General features: G+C 71.5%; 13 protein-coding genes. 11 read left to right on the forward strand and 2 right to left on the reverse strand.

Features of this window, described 5'->3' with window-relative positions; genetic code table 11:
* The first annotated feature begins 115 nt into the window (after positions 1 to 115).
* The 9 genes from groL (at position 116) to LRP67_RS16675 (ending at position 11,690) form a co-directional block, all read left to right on the forward strand.
* The gene (gene groL / locus LRP67_RS16635) at positions 116 to 1,738 is read left to right on the forward strand and encodes a chaperonin GroEL (RefSeq protein ID WP_231271287.1); all 1,623 of its coding nucleotides are present in this window, start codon (positions 116 to 118) and stop codon (positions 1,736 to 1,738) included.
* Positions 1,739 to 1,894: 156 nt separating this feature from the next.
* On the forward strand, positions 1,895 to 2,797 hold the full coding sequence (locus LRP67_RS16640; protein ID WP_231271288.1) for a GNAT family N-acetyltransferase: 903 nt from the start codon (positions 1,895 to 1,897) through the stop codon (positions 2,795 to 2,797).
* A gap of 33 nt (positions 2,798 to 2,830) precedes the next feature.
* Positions 2,831 to 4,333 carry an IMP dehydrogenase gene (gene guaB / locus LRP67_RS16645; protein ID WP_231271289.1) on the forward strand — a complete coding sequence of 501 codons (1,503 nt, stop codon included), beginning with the start codon at positions 2,831 to 2,833 and terminating at the stop codon, positions 4,331 to 4,333.
* Positions 4,334 to 4,427: 94 nt separating this feature from the next.
* Positions 4,428 to 5,534: a GuaB3 family IMP dehydrogenase-related protein gene (locus LRP67_RS16650; protein ID WP_231271290.1), complete on the forward strand. Its 1,107-nt coding sequence runs from the start codon at positions 4,428 to 4,430 to the stop codon at positions 5,532 to 5,534.
* Positions 5,534 to 5,998, forward strand: coding sequence for a ribonuclease HI (gene rnhA, locus LRP67_RS16655; RefSeq protein ID WP_231271291.1), 465 nt, complete (start codon positions 5,534 to 5,536; stop codon positions 5,996 to 5,998). Before LRP67_RS16650 ends, rnhA begins: the two co-directional genes overlap by 1 nt.
* 60 nt (positions 5,999 to 6,058) lie before the next feature.
* Positions 6,059 to 7,798: a glycerol-3-phosphate dehydrogenase gene (gene glpD / locus LRP67_RS16660; RefSeq protein ID WP_231271292.1), complete on the forward strand. Its 1,740-nt coding sequence runs from the start codon at positions 6,059 to 6,061 to the stop codon at positions 7,796 to 7,798.
* A gap of 177 nt (positions 7,799 to 7,975) precedes the next feature.
* Positions 7,976 to 9,118, forward strand: a complete 1,143-nt coding sequence (locus LRP67_RS16665) for a phosphotransferase family protein (RefSeq protein ID WP_231271293.1) — start codon at positions 7,976 to 7,978, stop codon at positions 9,116 to 9,118.
* Between the two features lie 6 nt (positions 9,119 to 9,124).
* Complete coding sequence (locus LRP67_RS16670) at positions 9,125 to 10,225, forward strand: hypothetical protein (RefSeq protein WP_374107428.1); 1,101 nt, start codon at positions 9,125 to 9,127, stop codon at positions 10,223 to 10,225.
* Between the two features lie 16 nt (positions 10,226 to 10,241).
* A complete protein-coding gene (locus LRP67_RS16675; RefSeq protein ID WP_231271295.1) occupies positions 10,242 to 11,690 on the forward strand; it encodes an aldehyde dehydrogenase in 1,449 nt (482 codons plus the stop codon).
* Positions 11,691 to 11,702: 12 nt separating this feature from the next.
* Here the strand turns inward: LRP67_RS16675 and LRP67_RS16680 are convergent, their stop codons facing one another.
* A complete protein-coding gene (locus LRP67_RS16680) occupies positions 11,703 to 12,554 on the reverse strand; it encodes a sulfotransferase (RefSeq protein ID WP_231271296.1) in 852 nt (283 codons plus the stop codon).
* 34 nt (positions 12,555 to 12,588) lie between these two features.
* Complete coding sequence (locus tag LRP67_RS16685; protein ID WP_231271297.1) at positions 12,589 to 13,122, reverse strand: hypothetical protein; 534 nt, start codon at positions 13,120 to 13,122, stop codon at positions 12,589 to 12,591.
* A 141-nt stretch (positions 13,123 to 13,263) separates the two neighbouring features.
* Between LRP67_RS16685 and LRP67_RS16690 the strand changes: the two genes are divergently transcribed.
* Together LRP67_RS16690 and LRP67_RS16695 are read left to right on the forward strand one after the other, a co-directional pair.
* Positions 13,264 to 14,892: a succinic semialdehyde dehydrogenase gene (locus tag LRP67_RS16690; RefSeq protein ID WP_231271298.1), complete on the forward strand. Its 1,629-nt coding sequence runs from the start codon at positions 13,264 to 13,266 to the stop codon at positions 14,890 to 14,892.
* The gene (locus LRP67_RS16695; protein WP_231271299.1) at positions 14,889 to 16,607 is read left to right on the forward strand and encodes a GMC family oxidoreductase N-terminal domain-containing protein; all 1,719 of its coding nucleotides are present in this window, start codon (positions 14,889 to 14,891) and stop codon (positions 16,605 to 16,607) included. The genes LRP67_RS16690 and LRP67_RS16695 overlap by 4 nt, the downstream gene beginning before the upstream one ends.
* Positions 16,608 to 16,765 lie beyond the last annotated feature (158 nt).

Here is a 16,765-nt window from a genome sequence, read left to right on the forward strand (position 1 = left end):
CCGCCCGCTACGTCCTCGCTTTGTTTCCTTTTTTTTCTGGGGGGTCGTGTGCCTGAGGACGCGCTCAGGCGCGCTCCTCGGCACACGACCCGATTTCATTTGACCTAGGAGAACCATGCCCAAGATCCTGGAGTTCGACGAGAACGCCCGCCGCTCCCTCGAGCGCGGCGTCGACGCTCTCGCCAACGCCGTCAAGGTGACGCTCGGCCCCAAGGGCCGCTACGTCGTCCTCGACAAGAAGTGGGGAGCCCCCACGATCACGAACGACGGCGTCACCGTCGCCCGTGAGATCGAGCTGGACGACCCGTTCGAGAACCTGGGGGCGCAGCTCACCAAGGAGGTCGCCACCAAGACCAACGACATCGCCGGTGACGGCACCACGACGGCCACCGTGCTGGCGCAGGCGATGGTCCACGAGGGCCTGCGCGCTGTCGCCGCCGGTGCCAACCCGATGAGCCTCAAGCGCGGCATGGACAAGGCGACCGCCGCGGTCGGCGAGGCCCTGCGCGAGGCCGCCCGCGAGGTCGACTCGGTCGAGGACATGGCCTCGGTGGCCACGATCTCGAGTCGTGACGCCCACATCGGCGACCTGCTCTCGCAGGCCTTCGACAAGGTCGGCAAGGACGGTGTCATCACCGTCGAGGAGTCCAACACCATGGGCACCGAGCTGGACTTCACCGAGGGGATGCAGTTCGACAAGGGCTACATCTCGTCGTACTTCGTCACCGACACCGAGCGCATGGAGGCCGTCCTCGACGACCCCTACATCCTCCTGCACCAGGGCAAGATCTCGGCGATCGCCGAGCTGCTGCCGCTGCTGGAGAAGGTCATCCAGGCCGGCAAGCCGCTCTTCATCCTGGCCGAGGACGTCGACGGCGAGGCCCTGTCGACCCTGGTGGTCAACAAGATCCGCGGCACGTTCAACGCCGTGGCGGTCAAGGCCCCGGCCTTCGGTGACCGTCGCAAGGCCATGATGCAGGACATCGCGACGCTGACCGGCGGTCAGGTCATCGCGCCGGAGGTCGGCCTCAAGCTCGACCAGATCGGCCTGGAGTCGCTCGGCACCGCGCGTCGCGTCGTCATCACCAAGGACGACACCACGATCGTCGACGGCGGCGGCGACGCCTCCGAGGTCGAGGGCCGCGTCAGCCAGATCAAGGCCGAGATCGAGAACACCGACTCCGACTGGGACCGCGAGAAGCTCCAGGAGCGTCTCGCTAAGCTCGCCGGCGGCGTCTGCGTCATCAAGGTCGGCGCGCACACCGAGGTCGAGCTCAAGGAGAAGAAGCACCGCATCGAGGACGCCGTCTCCGCGACGCGCGCCGCGATCGAGGAGGGCATCGTCGCCGGCGGCGGCTCGGCCCTCATCCACGCGGTCAAGGTCCTCGAGGACGACCTCGGCCTGACCGGCGACGAGGCGGCCGGTGTCCGCATCGTCCGCAAGTCGGCCGACGAGCCGCTGCGCTGGATCGCCGAGAACGGCGGCGTCAACGGCTACGTCGTGACCACCAAGGTCCGCGAGCTCGGCGTCGGCAACGGCTACAACGCCGCGACCGAGGAGTACGGCGACCTGGTCGCCCAGGGCGTCCTGGACCCGGTCAAGGTCACCCGCTCGGCGCTCGTCAACGCCAGCTCGATCGCGGGCATGCTGCTCACGACCGAGACCCTGATCGTCGACAAGCCCGAGGACGAGGACGACGCCCCGGCCGCCGGCCACGGGCACGGCCACGGCCACTGATCCACCGCACCCCCCCGCTGACCCGTCAGAGACTTTCTGACGGGTCAGCGGCATTTCGTGCAGTTGGTGACGGGTCGGCATGAGACGGGTGGAGACGTAGCGCCGGTGAAACAGGACGGACGCCGTCCGGCAACCTGCGCCGGACACAGTCGGGCCATGTTGTGGAGAGTGCGAGCGACGCTGCCCGAGCGGCCGGGGGCCCTGGCGGCGCTCGCGGCGGAGTGTGGAGCGGCGGGGGTGAACATCCTGGGGGTGCAGGTGTTCCCCGGCGTCGAGGCGGTGACCGACGAGCTGGTCCTGAGCACGCCGGACTCCTGGGACGAGGCGGACCTCACCGGGCTCGTGGGCCGTGCGGGCGGGCTGTCCGTGAGCGCGGCCACCTGCACGGAGGCGGCGCTCGCCGACCAGCCGACCCGCTACGTGCAGGCCGCGCGCGGCGTGCTCGAGGCCCCGTCGTCCTTCCCGGAGGTGGTCGCGGCGCTCTTCGACGCGGACGTCGTGCCGAGCGGCAGTGCCCAGGACGTGATGGAGATGGCCGTGGGCGACGTGCAGGTCCAGATCCGCCGCAGTGCCCCGTTCACCGCCACCGAGCACGCGCGCGGCGCGGCGATGGCCGACCTGGTCAGCGACGTGCTCGCCCGTGAGCAGCACCACCCGTCGCCCCGGCTCTCCGACCACCGACGGATGGGTCAGGGCAGCCTGCCGGACTACCACGTGGAGGGCCGCTCCGCGGTGGCCACCATCGAGGGCACCCGGGTCGGCGTCGCCACCTTGCTCGCCGCCGAGCCGGACCTGCCCGACGTACTGCCGGTCGACCTGGAGGTCGACGCGGCGTGGCAGCGCCGCGGCATCGGCACCCGCCTGCTCGGGGACGCCGCCAGGCTCGCCAACGGCCTGGGCGCCGAAGCCATCCTGCTCACTACTCGCTCGGACAATCAGGCCGTCATGCCGATGGTGATGGCCGCCGGGATGCGCGGGCGGATCCGGATGGCCGGAGACGTGCTGACGGTGCGGATCACCGTGCGTGATCTGCGTCCCTTGGCGGTCACCCGGCCGTGAGTCGCCCGTGGGGAGGCGGACTAGACTGCCATGGTGGAACTCCCTGACAAGTTCGCCGCGCTGGGCCTGACCTACGACGACGTCCTCCTGCTGCCGGGCCACTCCGACCTGGCGCCCGACGAGATCGACACGAGCACCCGGCTCACCCGGGAGCTGACGATCCAGGTCCCGCTCGTGAGCGCGGCCATGGACACCGTCACCGAGTCGCGCATGGCCATCGCGATGGCCCGCCAGGGCGGCTTGGGCGTGCTGCACCGCAACCTGTCCATCGAGGACCAGGCCTACCAGGTCGACCTCGTGAAGCGGACCCAGACCGGGATCATCTCCAACCCGGTCACCATCGGTCCCGACGCGACGCTGGAGGAGCTCGACGCCATCTGCGGCGAGTACCGCGTCTCCGGTCTGCCGGTCGTCGACACCGACAACCGCCTGCTCGGGATCTGCACCAACCGCGACCTGCGCTTCACCCCCGTGGCGGAGTGGGCCACCACCAAGGTCGACGAGGTCATGACGCCGATGCCGCTCGTGACGGGCCACGTCGGGATCTCACGGGAGGAGGCGACCATGCTGCTGCGCCAGCACAAGCGCGAGCGGCTCCCGCTGGTCGACGACCAGGGACGTCTGGGCGGGCTCATCACGGTCAAGGACTTCGTGAAGTCCGAGCAGTTCCCGAAGGCCTCCAAGGACGGCGACGGTCGGCTCATGGTCGGGGCCGCGATCGGCTACTTCGGTGACGCTTGGCAGCGCGCCACCACCCTCATCGAGGCGGGCGCCGACGTGCTCGTCGCCGACACGGCCCACGGCTACGTCCGGATGCTGCTCGAGATGGTCGAGCGGCTCAAGAAGGACCCCGCCACCCGCCACGTGCAGGTCATCGGCGGCAACGTCGCCACCCGCGAGGGCGCCCAGGCGTTCGTCGACGCCGGCGCGGACGCGATCAAGGTGGGCGTCGGGCCGGGCTCGATCTGCACCACCCGGGTGGTCACCGGTGTCGGCGCCCCCCAGGTCACCGCGGTCTACGAGGCCTCGCTGGCTGCCAAGCCCGCCGGCGTACCTGTCATTGCCGACGGCGGCATGAAGCACTCCGGCGAGATCGCCAAGGCCCTGGTCGCCGGCGCCGACACGGTGATGCTCGGGTCGCTGCTGGCCGGCTGCGAGGAGAGCCCGGGGGACCTGGTCTTCGTCAACGGCAAGCAGTACAAGTCCTACCGCGGCATGGGATCGCTCGGAGCGATGTCGAGTCGTGGCAAGAAGTCCTACTCCAAGGACCGCTACTTCCAGGCCGAGGTGCTCACCGACGACAAGCTCGTGCCCGAGGGCATCGAGGGCCAGGTCGCCTTCCGGGGGCCGCTGGCGGCGGTCGCCCACCAGCTGATCGGTGGTCTCAACCAGTCGATGTTCTACGTCGGTGCCCGCACCGTCCCGGAGCTCCAGGAGAAGGGCCGGTTCGTGCGCATCACCTCGGCCTCCCTCAAGGAGAGCCACCCGCACGATGTGCAGATGACCGTCGAGGCGCCCAACTACTCGGGTCACTGATTATTCGGCGGATCCTCGCCGGCCGAGCACGGGAGATCGCCGATATTGGCGACGCGGCTCGGTCCTTGCGGCGGACCCGTGGGAAACTTCGGCCATGACCGAGATCCAGATCGGCCAGGCCAAGCGCGGCCGGCGTGCCTACTCCTTCGACGACATCGCGATCGTCCCCTCGCGCCGCACGCGCGACCCCGAAGAGGTCAGCATCGACTGGCAGATCGACGCCTACCGCTTCGGGCTCCCGGTCCTCGCCGCGCCGATGGACTCGGTGATGTCGCCGGAGACGGCGGTGGCGCTGGGCCGGTTCGGCGGCCTCGGGGTGCTGAATCTCGAGGGGCTGTGGACCCGTTACGAGGACCCGCTCTCGCTGCTCGAGGAGGTCTCCGGGCTCCAGGGCATCGACGCCACCGCGCGGATGCAGGAGATCTACACCGAGCCGGTCAAGGCCGAGCTGATCACGCACCGGCTCCGCGAGGTCCGCGACGCCGGGGTCACGGTCGCGGGATCGCTGTCGCCGCAGCGCACCAAGGAGTTCGCCAAGGTCGTCGTCGACGCCGGCGTCGACATGTTCGTCATCCGCGGTACGACGGTCAGCGCCGAGCACGTCTCGTCCCAGGCGGAGCCGCTGAACCTCAAGGAGTTCATCTATGAGCTCGACGTGCCGGTCATCGTGGGCGGCTGCGCCACCCACCAGGCCGCCCTGCACCTGATGCGCACGGGAGCCGCCGGCGTCCTGGTGGGCTTCGGCGGCGGCGCCGCCCACACCACGCGCACGGTGCTCGGCGTGGCCGTGCCGATGGCGTCGGCCGTCGCCGACGTCGCCGCCGCGCGCCGCGACTACCTCGACGAGTCCGGGGGCCGCTACGTCCACGTGATCGCCGACGGCTCGATCGGCAAGTCGGGTGACATCGCCAAGGCGATCGCCTGCGGGGCCGACGCGGTCATGGTCGGCTCGCCGTTCGCGCGGGCCACCGACGCCCCCGGCGGCGGCTTCCACTGGGGCGCCGAGGCGCACCACGCAGACCTGCCGCGGGGCCAGCGCGTGGAGTTCGACCGGGTCGGCACGCTGGAGGAGATCCTCTTCGGCCCCTCGCGCGTGGCCGACGGCACCATGAACCTGATCGGTGCCCTCAAGCGCGCCATGGCCACGACCGGGTACACCGACCTCAAGGAGTTCCAGCGCGTCGAGGTCGTCGTCGAGTAGTGAGCGCCCCCGCACCGGTCGTCATCCACACCGACGGCGCCTGTATCCCCAACCCCGGCCCCGGAGGCTGGGGAGCCCTGCTGCAGCAGGGCAGCCACGAGCTCGAGCTCTGCGGCGGCGAGCCCGGCGAGACCACGAACAACCGCATGGAGCTCATGGCTCCGATCCGGGCGCTGGAGGCCCTCAAGCGGCGCTCGGTCGTGCATATCCACACCGACAGCACCTACGTGCGCAACGGCATCACGAAGTGGGTGGTCGGGTGGTCCGGCAACGGCTGGAGGACCTCGGCCAAGCAGCCGGTCAAGAACGTCGACCTCTGGCAGCAGCTCGTCGCCGCGTGCGCCGAGCACGAGGTCGAGTGGCACTGGATCAAGGGCCACGCCGGGCACGAGGGCAACGAGCGCGCCGACCGTCTCGCCGCCCGAGGGCTGACCGAGGCGGTCGCGGCCGCACGCGGCAGCTGACGGCACCGGCCGCCCGCGGGGGCCATACGTCCGTCATGTGCCCCTTGCGACAATGGGGGAATGAGCCCGCCTCTCGTACCGCCGTCCGCGCTCGGCCCCGAGGCCCGCGAGCGGTCGCTGGCCGCGATGAGCGGCCTCGCGGGTGAGGCCGAGCTCGACGTGCTGGTGGTCGGTGGTGGTGTCGTGGGGGCAGGCACCGCCCTGGACGCCGTGACGCGCGGGCTGAGCACCGGCCTGGTCGAGCAGCGCGACCTCGCGAGCGGAACCAGCAGCCGCAGCAGCAAGCTCGTCCACGGCGGCCTGCGCTACCTGGAGATGCTCGACTTCGGCCTGGTGCGCGAGGCGCTGCAGGAGCGAGGCCTCCTGCTGACCCGCCTCGCCCCGCACCTGGTGCGGCCGGTGTCGTTCCTCTACCCGCTCACCCACCGCGGTTGGGAGCGCCCGTACGTCGGCGCCGGCCTGGCGCTGTACGACGGCATGGCGATGCTGGGCAGCTCGGACATGGGCGTGCCGCGCCACCGGCACCTCTCTCGCAAGCAGGTCACCCGGATCGCGCCCGACTTCAGGCCGGACGCGCTCGCGGGCGCCATCCAGTACTGGGACTGCCAGGTCGACGACGCCCGGTTGGTGCTGGCGCTGGCCCGCACTGCGGCGGGACACGGCGCGCACGTGGCCACGCGGGTCCGCGTCACCGGCTTCCTCCGTGAGGGCGAGCGGGTCGTGGGCGTGACGGCGCGGGACCTGGAGGCCGGGCGCGAGGTGGAGATCCGCGCCCGCGTGGTCGTCAACGCCGCCGGGGTCTGGACCGACGAGATCCAGGACCTCGTCGGCGGTCGGGGAGCGCTGCGCGTCCAGGCCAGCAAGGGCGTGCACATCGTCGTGCCCCGCGACCGGATCCGGTCCGAGGCCGGGTTCATCGTGCGCACCGAGAAGTCGGTCCTGTTCGTGATCCCCTGGGGCCGGCACTGGATCATCGGCACCACCGACACCCCCTGGGACCTCGACAAGGCGCATCCCGCCGCCAGCCGGGCCGACATCGACTACATCCTCGACCACGTCAACGCGATCCTGCGCGAGCCGCTGGACCATGACGACGTCGTGGGGGTCTGGGCCGGCCTGCGCCCGCTGCTGTCCGGCGAGTCCGAGCCCACCTCGAAGATCTCGCGCGAGCACACCGTCGTCACGCCGGTCCCAGGCCTGGTGATGATCGCCGGAGGCAAGCTCACGACGTACCGGGTCATGGCGCGCGACGCCATCGACGCCGCCGCCCACTCGCTGCGTACCACGGTCAACCTGACCGTGCGCCAGTCGATCACCGACCGGGTGCCGTTGCTCGGCGCCGACGGGTTCGAGACCCGCTCCAACCAGCGCGTCCTCCTGGCGCGCCGCTCCGGGCTGCACGTCGCCCGCATCGACCACCTCCTCGGCAGGTACGGCGGTCAGGTCGACGACCTGCTCGCGCTGGTCGCCTCGGACCCTGCGCTCGGGGAGCCGCTGACGGGAGCCGAGGACTACCTCGCGGCCGAGGTGGTCTACGCCGTCACCCATGAGGCCGCGCGCCACCTCGACGACGTCCTCACCCGGCGTACCCGTATCTCCATCGAGACCTTCGACCGGGGCGTCGCCGCCGCCCCCCACGCCGCCCGGCTCATGGCCGGTGCCCTCGGTTGGGACGACGCCCGCATCGTCGACGAGGTCGACCACTACCTGCGCCGCGTCGAGGCCGAGCGCCAGAGCCAGCTCATGCTCACCGACCAGGAGGCCGACGAGGCGCGGGTGCGCGCGCCGGACATCGTCTGAGCAGGGTTTTCAGCATCTGCTGGGATTCCGGCGCTGCTGGGCCAGAAAAACACCCCAGAAGCACCGGTTTATCAGCAGATGCTGAAAACCCTGCCGCGTGACCCCCGTTGACAACTAGAACACGTTCCACCCATGCTGACGGATGTCGACTGAGACCCACGTCACAGGGGAGTGCGAGTGAGCCAGGTGCCACCGCCCGCGGACATGACGTTGCAGCGCTCGAGCCGGGACGCCACCTCGGTGCCGACGGTGCTCGCGGGGTGGCTGGCCACACTGCTGGCCGACGGCGCCGAGCCGCGCGTGACGCTGCACTCGGGCGCCGAGGCCAACGGGATGTCGTCGGAGACGCTGCCAATGGACGTGGACTGGACCGAGGACGGCGCTGCGCGCCACGGCGAGTACGTCGCCCGGGTGGCGCCGGCCGCGGCGGACTTCCCGGTCTTCCCCAGCTACGAGCTGCAGGACCAGTACGACGCGATGCGGATCGTCGCCGAGCGCTCGGAGGTGCCCGTGCCGGCCGTGAGGTGGATGGAGCCGACGGGAGCGGTGCTGGGCACCCCGTTCTTCCTCATGGACCGTGTCGACGGGTTGATCCCGCAGGACGTGCTGCCCTACAACTTCGGCGACAACTGGCTCCACGACGCCAGCGACGACGACCAGCGCCGGCTGCAGGACGCCAGCGTCGGCCTGCTCGCGGGACTGCACGCCATCCCCGATGCGCAGACCACTTTCGCCTTCCTCGACCCGGCCCGCCATGGCCACGAGGGCGGGTCCCTGCTGGAGCGCACCCTCGCCCGGACGGTGGCCTGGTACGAGTTCGCCAAGGCCGACATCGGCCCCAGTCCGCTGGTGGAGCGTGCGCTCGCGTGGCTGCGTCTCCACCTCCCGACAGCCCGGGACGGCGACGCCGTCCTGTGCTGGGGCGACGCGCGCATCGGCAACACCATCTACCGCGACTTCACTCCGGTCGCGGTGCTCGACTGGGAGATGGCCGCGATCGGGCCGCGCCAGCTGGACGTGTCGTGGATGCTCTTCGCCCACCAGGTCTTCGAGACGATCACCGGGATGCTCGGACTGCCCGGTATGCCGCACTTCCTGCGCGAGGAGGACGTCGTCGCCGAGTACGAGCGGCTCACCGGTGCGCCCCTCGGCGACCTCACCTGGTACCACGTCTACAACGGACTGCAGTGGTGCATCGTCTTCATGCGCACCGGCGCCCGGCAGATCCACTTCGGCGAGATCCAGCGGCCCGAGGACATCGAGACGCTCTTCCACTGCAAGCCTCTGGTGGAGCGGATCCTCGACGAGGCGGGGGCGTAGACGACCATGGTGAGCCACCTCGACGAGTACCCGATCCACCAGGCGCCCCTGCCGGTGACCTGGGCGGCGAGCAGTGACCGGAACTTCTACGACCGCTGCTACTTCAACGCCCACGACCGCACCGGCGACATCTTCGTGATCACCGGCGCCGGCTACTACCCCAACCTCGGCACCAAGGACGCGTTCGTCCTCGTGCGGCGCGGCGACGAGCAGACCGCCGTGCACCTGGGCGACGCGATCGATGACGACCGCCTCCACCAGCACGTCGGGGGCTACCGGATCGAGGTGGTCGAGCCCCTACGCAGGCTGCGGCTGGTGCTCGAGGAGACCGAGGGCATCGCCATGGACCTGACCTGGGAGGGGTCCTTCGACGTCCTCCAGGAGCAGCCGCACGTCATGCGTGCCGGCAGCCGGGTCACCCTGGATGCCCAGCGGTTCGCGCAGGTCGGGACCTGGGAGGGGTCGATCTCGATCGACGGCGAGGACATCGCCGTGGACGCGAACCGCTGGGTCGGCACCCGGGACCGGTCCTGGGGGATCCGCCCGGTGGGGGAGGCCGAACCGCCGGGCCGGCCGGCCGACCCGCCGTTCGAGGGCATGTGGTGGCTCTACGTGCCGATGCGCTTCGACGACTTCGCGATCATCCTGATCATCCAGGAGGACCCGAGCGGGCACCGGGTGCTCAACGACTGCACGCGGGTCTGGAAGGACGGCCGCGTCGAGCAGCTCGGCTGGCCGCACGTGAGCATCCGCTACGCCTCGGGCACCCGGGTCCCCACGGGTGCGAGCATCCGCTGCACGACGCCCGACGGCAAGCCGCTCGAGCTCGAGGTGGAGTCGCGGCTGGCGGTGCCGCTGCACGTCGGCGGCGGGTACGGCGGCGACTCCGACTGGACCCACGGCATGTGGAAGGGCCCGGGCTTCACCGAGCGCCGCACCTACGACCTCGCGTCCCCGGACGTCGCGGGGCGGGTGATGTTCGGCGTGATCGACCACGTCGGGCGCGTCACCTGCGACGGCGCCGAGGGCTGGGGCCTCTTCGAGCACGGCGCGATCGGCCGCCACGACCCCAGCGGCTTCGCCGACTTCTTCACCCTCGCTCCCTGACGATCAAGGACGTGTCATGACCAGTCTCGACCGCGACAGCCTCTTCATCGACGGGGACTGGGCAGCCCCGGCCGGCAGCGGCCTCCTCGAGGTGGTCTCGCCCCACTCCGAGCAGGTCGTCGCCACCGTGCCCGAGGGCACGGCCGCCGACATCGACGCGGCGGTCGCCGCGGCCCGCCGCGCCTTCGACGAGGGCCCGTGGCCGCGGCTGAGCCCGGCGGAGCGGATCGCCGTCGTGGAGGCGTTCTCCGGCCTGTACGCCGCCCGGCTGGGCGAGATGGCCGACCTGATCACCGTGGAGATGGGCTCCCCGACGTCGTTCGCCAATCTCGCCCAGTCGCCGGCGCCGTGGATGCAGATCGAGGCGTTCCTCGCGATCGCGCGCGAGTTCCCCTGGGAGGAGACCCGCCCGGGCGCCCTCGGGATGCCGGTCATGGTGCGCCACGAGCCGGTCGGCGTGGTCGCGGCGATCCCGCCGTGGAACGTCCCGCAGTTCACGATCATGTCCAAGCTCGTCCCCGCGCTGCTCGCCGGCTGCACGATCGTGGTGAAGCCGGCGCCCGAGACGCCGTTGGACGGCTATCTGATGGCCGAGCTCCTGCTGGAGGCCGGCGTCCCCGCCGGGGTGGTCAACATCGTCGCCGCCGGGCGAGAGGTCGGCGAGCACCTCGTCGCCCACCCGGGTGTCGACAAGGTGGCCTTCACCGGGTCGACCGCCGCCGGGCGCCGGATCGCGGCGGTCTGCGGCGAGCAGCTCAAGCGGGTCAGCCTCGAGCTCGGCGGCAAGTCCGCCGCCATCGTCCTGGACGACGCCGACCTGAGCGCCACCATGGAGGGCCTGAAGTTCACCGCCCTCATGAACTCCGGCCAGGCCTGCGTCGCCCAGACCAGGATCCTGGCCAGCCGGGCCAACTACGCCTCGGTCGTCGACTCCCTCGCCGAGGCGGTGTCCGGCATGCAGGTCGGCGACCCGGCCGACCCCGCGACCGAGGTCGGCCCGATGGTCGCGCAGCGCCAGCAGGAGCGCGTGGAGAAGTACATCGCGCTCGGCCAGGAGGAGGGGGCCCGTCTCGTCGTCGGCGGCAACGGCATGCCCGAGGGGCTCGACCACGGCTGGTACGTCCGGCCCACCGTCTTCGCCGACGTCGACAACCGGATGCGCATCGCCCAGGAGGAGATCTTCGGTCCCGTCCTGTCGGTGATCCCCTACGACGACGTCGACGACGCGGTGCGGATCGCCAACGAGTCCGACTACGGCCTGGCCGGCACGGTCTGGACCGGGGACCGCGAGGCCGGGCTCGACGTCGCCCGCCGGGTCCGCGCCGGCACCTACGGCGTCAACACCTACACGATGGACTTCGCCGCGCCGTTCGGCGGCTTCAAGGCCTCCGGCGTCGGCCGCGAGTTCGGCCCCGAGGGCCTGGCGCAGTACACCGAGCTGAAGTCGATCTACCTGGAGTCCTGACGCGGACGCGGCTCAGTCCAGGACGTAGCGTGCGCTGGGCCACCACTCCCGCAGGTCGAGGTCGGGGAAGCGCTCGGCGACCGCCCGGTAGACGGGGGCGTAGTGCAGCGCGACCTGGCAGGCGACGTCCTCGGGAGGGCCGGAGCGCGGGCCCGAGGCGTTGTGGACCCGGTCGAAGTCGGCCTCGTGGGGCTCCATGCCGGCGAAGCGGCAGACCCGCCCGACCGCCTCGGCGGTGAAGAGCCGCTCGTAGAGCTCGTAGTGGACGTCGTCCCCGAACGCCTCGTCCAGCGCGCGCACGGTGTCCCCGTACTGCGAGCGCAGCGCGTACGTCGGGTCGCCGTGCTGCTCGCGCAGCACGGACTCGACCGGCATCGTGAACGACTCCGGCCGGCGGGAGGCGCGCATCCGGATCTGCGACCAGGTCCGGTCGACCGGGTCGCGCATGAGGAAGATCGCGGCCGCGCGGACTCCGCGCCGCTCGAAGCCGCGGCGGATCGTGCGCAGCCGCTCGGCCGGCAGCAGGGCGTAGTCGGGGGTGAAGTCGCCGGTGGCGCGAGCCTCCGGCCGCTGGGCCAGGAGGCCGGCGAAGTAGTCGAAGTAGAACCGCGGGTTGGCCACCATGCTCATGCGGTGCAGGACGTCGGCCGCGGCGGGCTCGCCTTGTCTCAGCGCCGCCAGCGACTCCTCCGCGAGGCCGATCACGCGCTCCCGGGTCCAGCTCTCCGACGGCAGGTCGCGCACGTCGAAGACGTGGTACTCCTTGCGGTATCCGTGCGCGAACTGCGTCGAGGCCTTGAGATGCTGGTAGAGCCAGGTGGTCCCACCCTTCTGGCAGCCGGGCCCCAGCAGGAACGTCTTCACGGGCGCACCCTAGCGGCGAGCCGTCCGGGACCCCTCAGAGCTCCTGCACCGCGCCGGAGCGCGGGGCGGGCAGGCTCAGCTGCTGGCGGAGGTACGACGTGCCGCCCTGGCGCTCGAGGCTCTCCTCGGTGCGCCGGATCGTGGCCTCGCGGGGGAAGGCGTGCAGGGCGGACAGCGCCAGGGAGACGGCCGCGCCGCAGAGGTAGGTGACGAAGCCGCCCTCGATCAGGACGAAGGCGAGGGCGAGGGCGAGCAGGGCCAGGGACTCCGCGAGGGCGGCGCGCAGGAAGGTGCCGGACGTCAGCGCGCCCGCGGCCGCGCGGCCGGCGACCTCCGGCGGCGTGCCGGGCACGATGGCCGGGGTGCGGTAGCCCACCGCGGTGATCACGAGGTGCAGCGCCACACCGCCCGCGAGCAGCGCCGCCGGCACCCACGGCGCGGGGGCGTCCAGGAGGCCCTGGTCGGGGGGTGAGCTCCCGGAGGGCGCGAGCACGAAGGAGAGCGAGAGGGCGATGAGGAGCAGGAAGGCCATCATGGCCCCCACCACGATCCGCAAGGAGGTCAGCATGGCGACCACCTACCCACGCCGGGTGCCGGCCACACCTGAGCGCCGTACCGGACCCGGCTTGACATCGGCATCTCCTGTGTAAAGAGCCACATCCGTTACCTGACGGTAGGCAGCGAGACGCCGCTCACATACCCTCGGTACATGAGCGCCTACGAACCCACCTCCACCGGCGGGGCCGACCCGCTCACCGCGGGACCCGCGGACCCCGAGCACGACCCGACCGCGGCCTACGCGCTCGACCTGGGGTACGTCGAGTCGCTGACCGCGCGCCTGCGGGCCACCTCCGGCGAGTCCGTCCCGGTGCACTCGCCCCTGAACGGCGCGCCGCTCGCCAACGTCCCCCAGTCCTCCGAGGCCGACGTGGACGAGGCGTTCGCCCGCGCGCGCCGCGCGCAGGAGGCCTGGGCGCGGACCCCGCTCGACCACCGGGCCGCGCTGCTGCTGCGGCTGCACGACCTCGTCCTGGACCGCCTGGAGGAGATCATCGACCTGATCGTGTGGGAGTCGGGCAAGGCCCGCAAGCACGCGTTCGACGAGCCCCTCCACATCGCGCTGACCGCGCGCTACTACGGCCGCACGGCCCACCAGCACCTGGACACCAAGCGCAAGCTCGGCGTCGTGCCGGGGCTGACGAGGGTCGAGGTCAACCAGGTGCCGAAGGGCGTCGTCGGCATCATCTCGCCGTGGAACTACCCGTTCACGATGGCGCTGTGCGACGGGCTGCCCGCCCTGCTGGCCGGCAACGCCGTGGTCGCCAAGCCCGACGCCCAGACCATGCTCTCCGCGCTGCTCGCCGCGCGGCTGCTCGACGAGGCCGGCTTCCCGGCCGACCTCTGGCAGGTCGTGGCCGGCCCCGGCGGCCAGGTCGGGCCGCAGGTGATCGCGCGTGCCGACTACGTCTGCTTCACCGGGTCGACGGCCACGGGCCGCTCGGTGGCGAAGGCGTGCGCGGAGCGCCTGATCGGCGCCTCCCTCGAGCTCGGGGGCAAGAACCCGCTCCTCGTGCTGCGCGACGCCGACCTGGAGAAGGCCGCGGAGGGTGCGGTGCGCGCCAGCTTCTCCAACGCCGGCCAGCTCTGCGTCTCGATGGAGCGGCTGTTCGTGGCCGACCAGGTCTACGACCGGTTCGTCGACCGCTTCGTCGCGCGCACGGAGGCGATGACCCTCGGCGCCACGCTGGACTGGGGCAACGACATGGGCTCGCTCGTCTCGCAGGCCCAGCTCGACACCGTCGTTGCTCACGTGGACGACGCGGTGGCCAAGGGGGCGCGGGTGCTGGCCGGCGGCCGGGCCCGCCCCGACCTCGGGCCGTACTTCTATGAGCCGACCATCCTGGAGGGGGTCACCCCCGACATGACGTGCTTCGGCCGCGAGACCTTCGGCCCGGTCGTGTCCCTGTACCGCTTCCACGACGAGGCCGACGCCGTGGCCCGCGCCAACAGCGGCGACTACGGCCTCAACGGCGCGATCTACAGCCAGGACGGCGCGCGGGCGCGTGCGATCGCCCGCTGGATCAAGTGCGGCACGGTCAACATCAACGAGGCCTTCGGCGCCACGTTCGCCAGCATCGACTCGCCGATGGGCGGGATGCGCCAGTCCGGCATGGGGCGACGCCAGGGGAGCGAGGGCGTCCTGCGCTACACCGAGTCCCAGTCGGTCGCGACGCAGCGGCTGATCCGCTTCGCGCCGATGCTCGGGATGTCCGACGAGACCTACGGCAAGGTCATGACGGCCAACCTGCGCCTGATGCGGAAGCTCGGGCGCGCATGAGCGACTGCGACTACGACGTCCTGGTCGTCGGGTCGGGCTTCGGCGGCTCCGTCACTGCGCTCCGCCTGACCGAGAAGGGCTACCGCGTCGGCGTCATCGAGGCCGGCCCGCGCTTCGAGGACCACGACTTCTCCTCCGGCACCTTCGACGTCAAGCGCTACCTGTGGGCGCCCGCGCTGGGGATGTACGGCATCCAGCGCATCGACGCCGTCCGGGACACCATGATCGTGGCCGGCGCCGGGGTCGGCGGTGGCTCCCTGGTCTACGCCAACACGCTCTACGAGCCGCTGGAGCAGTTCTACTCGGACCCGCAGTGGGCCGGCATCACCGACTGGAAGCAGGAGCTCGCGCCCTACTACGACCAGGCGAAGCGGATGCTCGGCGTCGTGGAGAACCCCGTCACCACGCCGGCCGACGACGTGATGAAGCAGGTGGCCGCCGACCTCGGCGTCGCCGACACCTTCCATCCCACCCCGGTCGGCGTCTTCTTCGGCGGGCCGGGCCAGGAGCCCGGGACCCGGGTCGAGGACCCGTTCTTCGGCGGCGAGGGCCCCGCCCGCCACACCTGCCTCAACTGCGGCGAGTGCATGTCCGGGTGCCGCCACAACGCCAAGAACACGCTGGTCAAGAACTACCTCTACCTCGCCGAGAGGCGCGGCGCGCGCGTGCTTCCGCTCAGCACCGTCACCCGGATCCGGCCGCGGGAGTCGGGCGGCTACGACGTGACGCTGCGTTACACCAAGGCCCGCCGCGCGACCCCGCGCACGACGCGCACCCTCACCGCCGAGCACGTCGTGCTGGCGGCGGCCGCCCTCGGGACGCAGAAGCTGCTGCACCGGATGAAGGACGAGGGTCACCTGCCCGGTCTCTCCGACCGGCTCGGCTACCTCTCGCGCACCAACTCCGAGTCGATCCTGGGCGCCATCGCCCCCAAGAGCCGCCGGACCGACTTCACCTACGGCGTCGCGATCACCTCGAGCTTCCACCCCGACGAGCACACCCACGTGGAGCCGGTGCGCTACGGCAAGGGCTTCAACACCATGTCGATGCTGCAGACGGTCCTGACCGACGGCGACGGCGACGGCGCGCGCTGGCGCACCTGGCTCAAGGAGCTCTGGGCCGAGCGGGCCAACGCCCTCCAGCTCTACGACCTCGCCCACTGGTCCGAGCGCACGGTCATCGCCCTGGTCATGCAGAGCCTGGACAACTCCATCACCACCTTCGGCAAGCGCGGGAGGCTCACCCGGCGCTGGCGGATGTCGTCGCGGCAGGGGCATGGCGCCCCCAACCCCACCTGGATCCCGGTCGCCAACGAGGTCGTACGGCGCATGGCCGCGTTGATCGGCGGCACGCCGGGCAGCAGCATCGGGGAGCCGTTCAACATGCCGCTGACCGCGCACTTCATCGGCGGGTGCGCGATCGGGACCGAACCCGACAACGGCGTGGTCGACCCCTACCAGCGGGTCTTCAACTATCCGGGGCTGCACATCGCGGACGGGTCGGCCATCTCGGCCAACCTGGGCGTCAACCCCTCGCTCACCATCACCGCCCAGGCCGAGCGGGCGATGGCACTGTGGCCCAACAAGGGCGAGCCCGATCCGCGCCCGGAGCTCGGCGGCGAGTACGTCCGGGTCGCCCCGGTGGCGCCGGTGGCTCCCGCCGTGCCGGCGAGCGCGCCCGCCGCCCTGCGGCTGCCGATCGTCCAGGTCACCTGACCCCGGGCCGGCCTGCCCGTCCGGACACGACCCAAGGCCCGGCCGGGGAGGGAGGGTGGCCGGGCCCTGGTCGTCCGCGCCGCTGCGGTGCAGCGCCGCGACCGCGGAAGCCGGCCGTGGAGGGAGCAGTTCGGGCCGGGTTCCATCCCTCCAACGAC

Source organism: Nocardioides sp. cx-169, assembly GCF_021083605.1.
In the GTDB taxonomy this organism is placed as follows: Bacteria; Actinomycetota; Actinomycetes; order Propionibacteriales; family Nocardioidaceae; genus Nocardioides.

Bases quoted from the DNA above. Each gene is read 5' to 3' on its own strand.
- LRP67_RS16685 (WP_231271297.1), bottom strand. From the start codon at position 13,122: ATGCTGACCTCCTTGCGGATCGTGGTGGGGGCCATGATGGCCTTCCTG.
- LRP67_RS16695 (WP_231271299.1), top strand. From the start codon at position 14,889: ATGAGCGACTGCGACTACGACGTCCTGGTCGTCGGGTCGGGCTTCGGC.
- LRP67_RS16690 (WP_231271298.1), top strand. From the start codon at position 13,264: ATGAGCGCCTACGAACCCACCTCCACCGGCGGGGCCGACCCGCTCACC.
- LRP67_RS16675 (WP_231271295.1), top strand. From the start codon at position 10,242: ATGACCAGTCTCGACCGCGACAGCCTCTTCATCGACGGGGACTGGGCA.
- LRP67_RS16640 (WP_231271288.1), top strand. From the start codon at position 1,895: ATGTTGTGGAGAGTGCGAGCGACGCTGCCCGAGCGGCCGGGGGCCCTG.
- LRP67_RS16650 (WP_231271290.1), top strand. From the start codon at position 4,428: ATGACCGAGATCCAGATCGGCCAGGCCAAGCGCGGCCGGCGTGCCTAC.
- LRP67_RS16670 (WP_374107428.1), top strand. From the start codon at position 9,125: ATGGTGAGCCACCTCGACGAGTACCCGATCCACCAGGCGCCCCTGCCG.
- groL (WP_231271287.1), top strand. From the start codon at position 116: ATGCCCAAGATCCTGGAGTTCGACGAGAACGCCCGCCGCTCCCTCGAG.
- glpD (WP_231271292.1), top strand. From the start codon at position 6,059: ATGAGCCCGCCTCTCGTACCGCCGTCCGCGCTCGGCCCCGAGGCCCGC.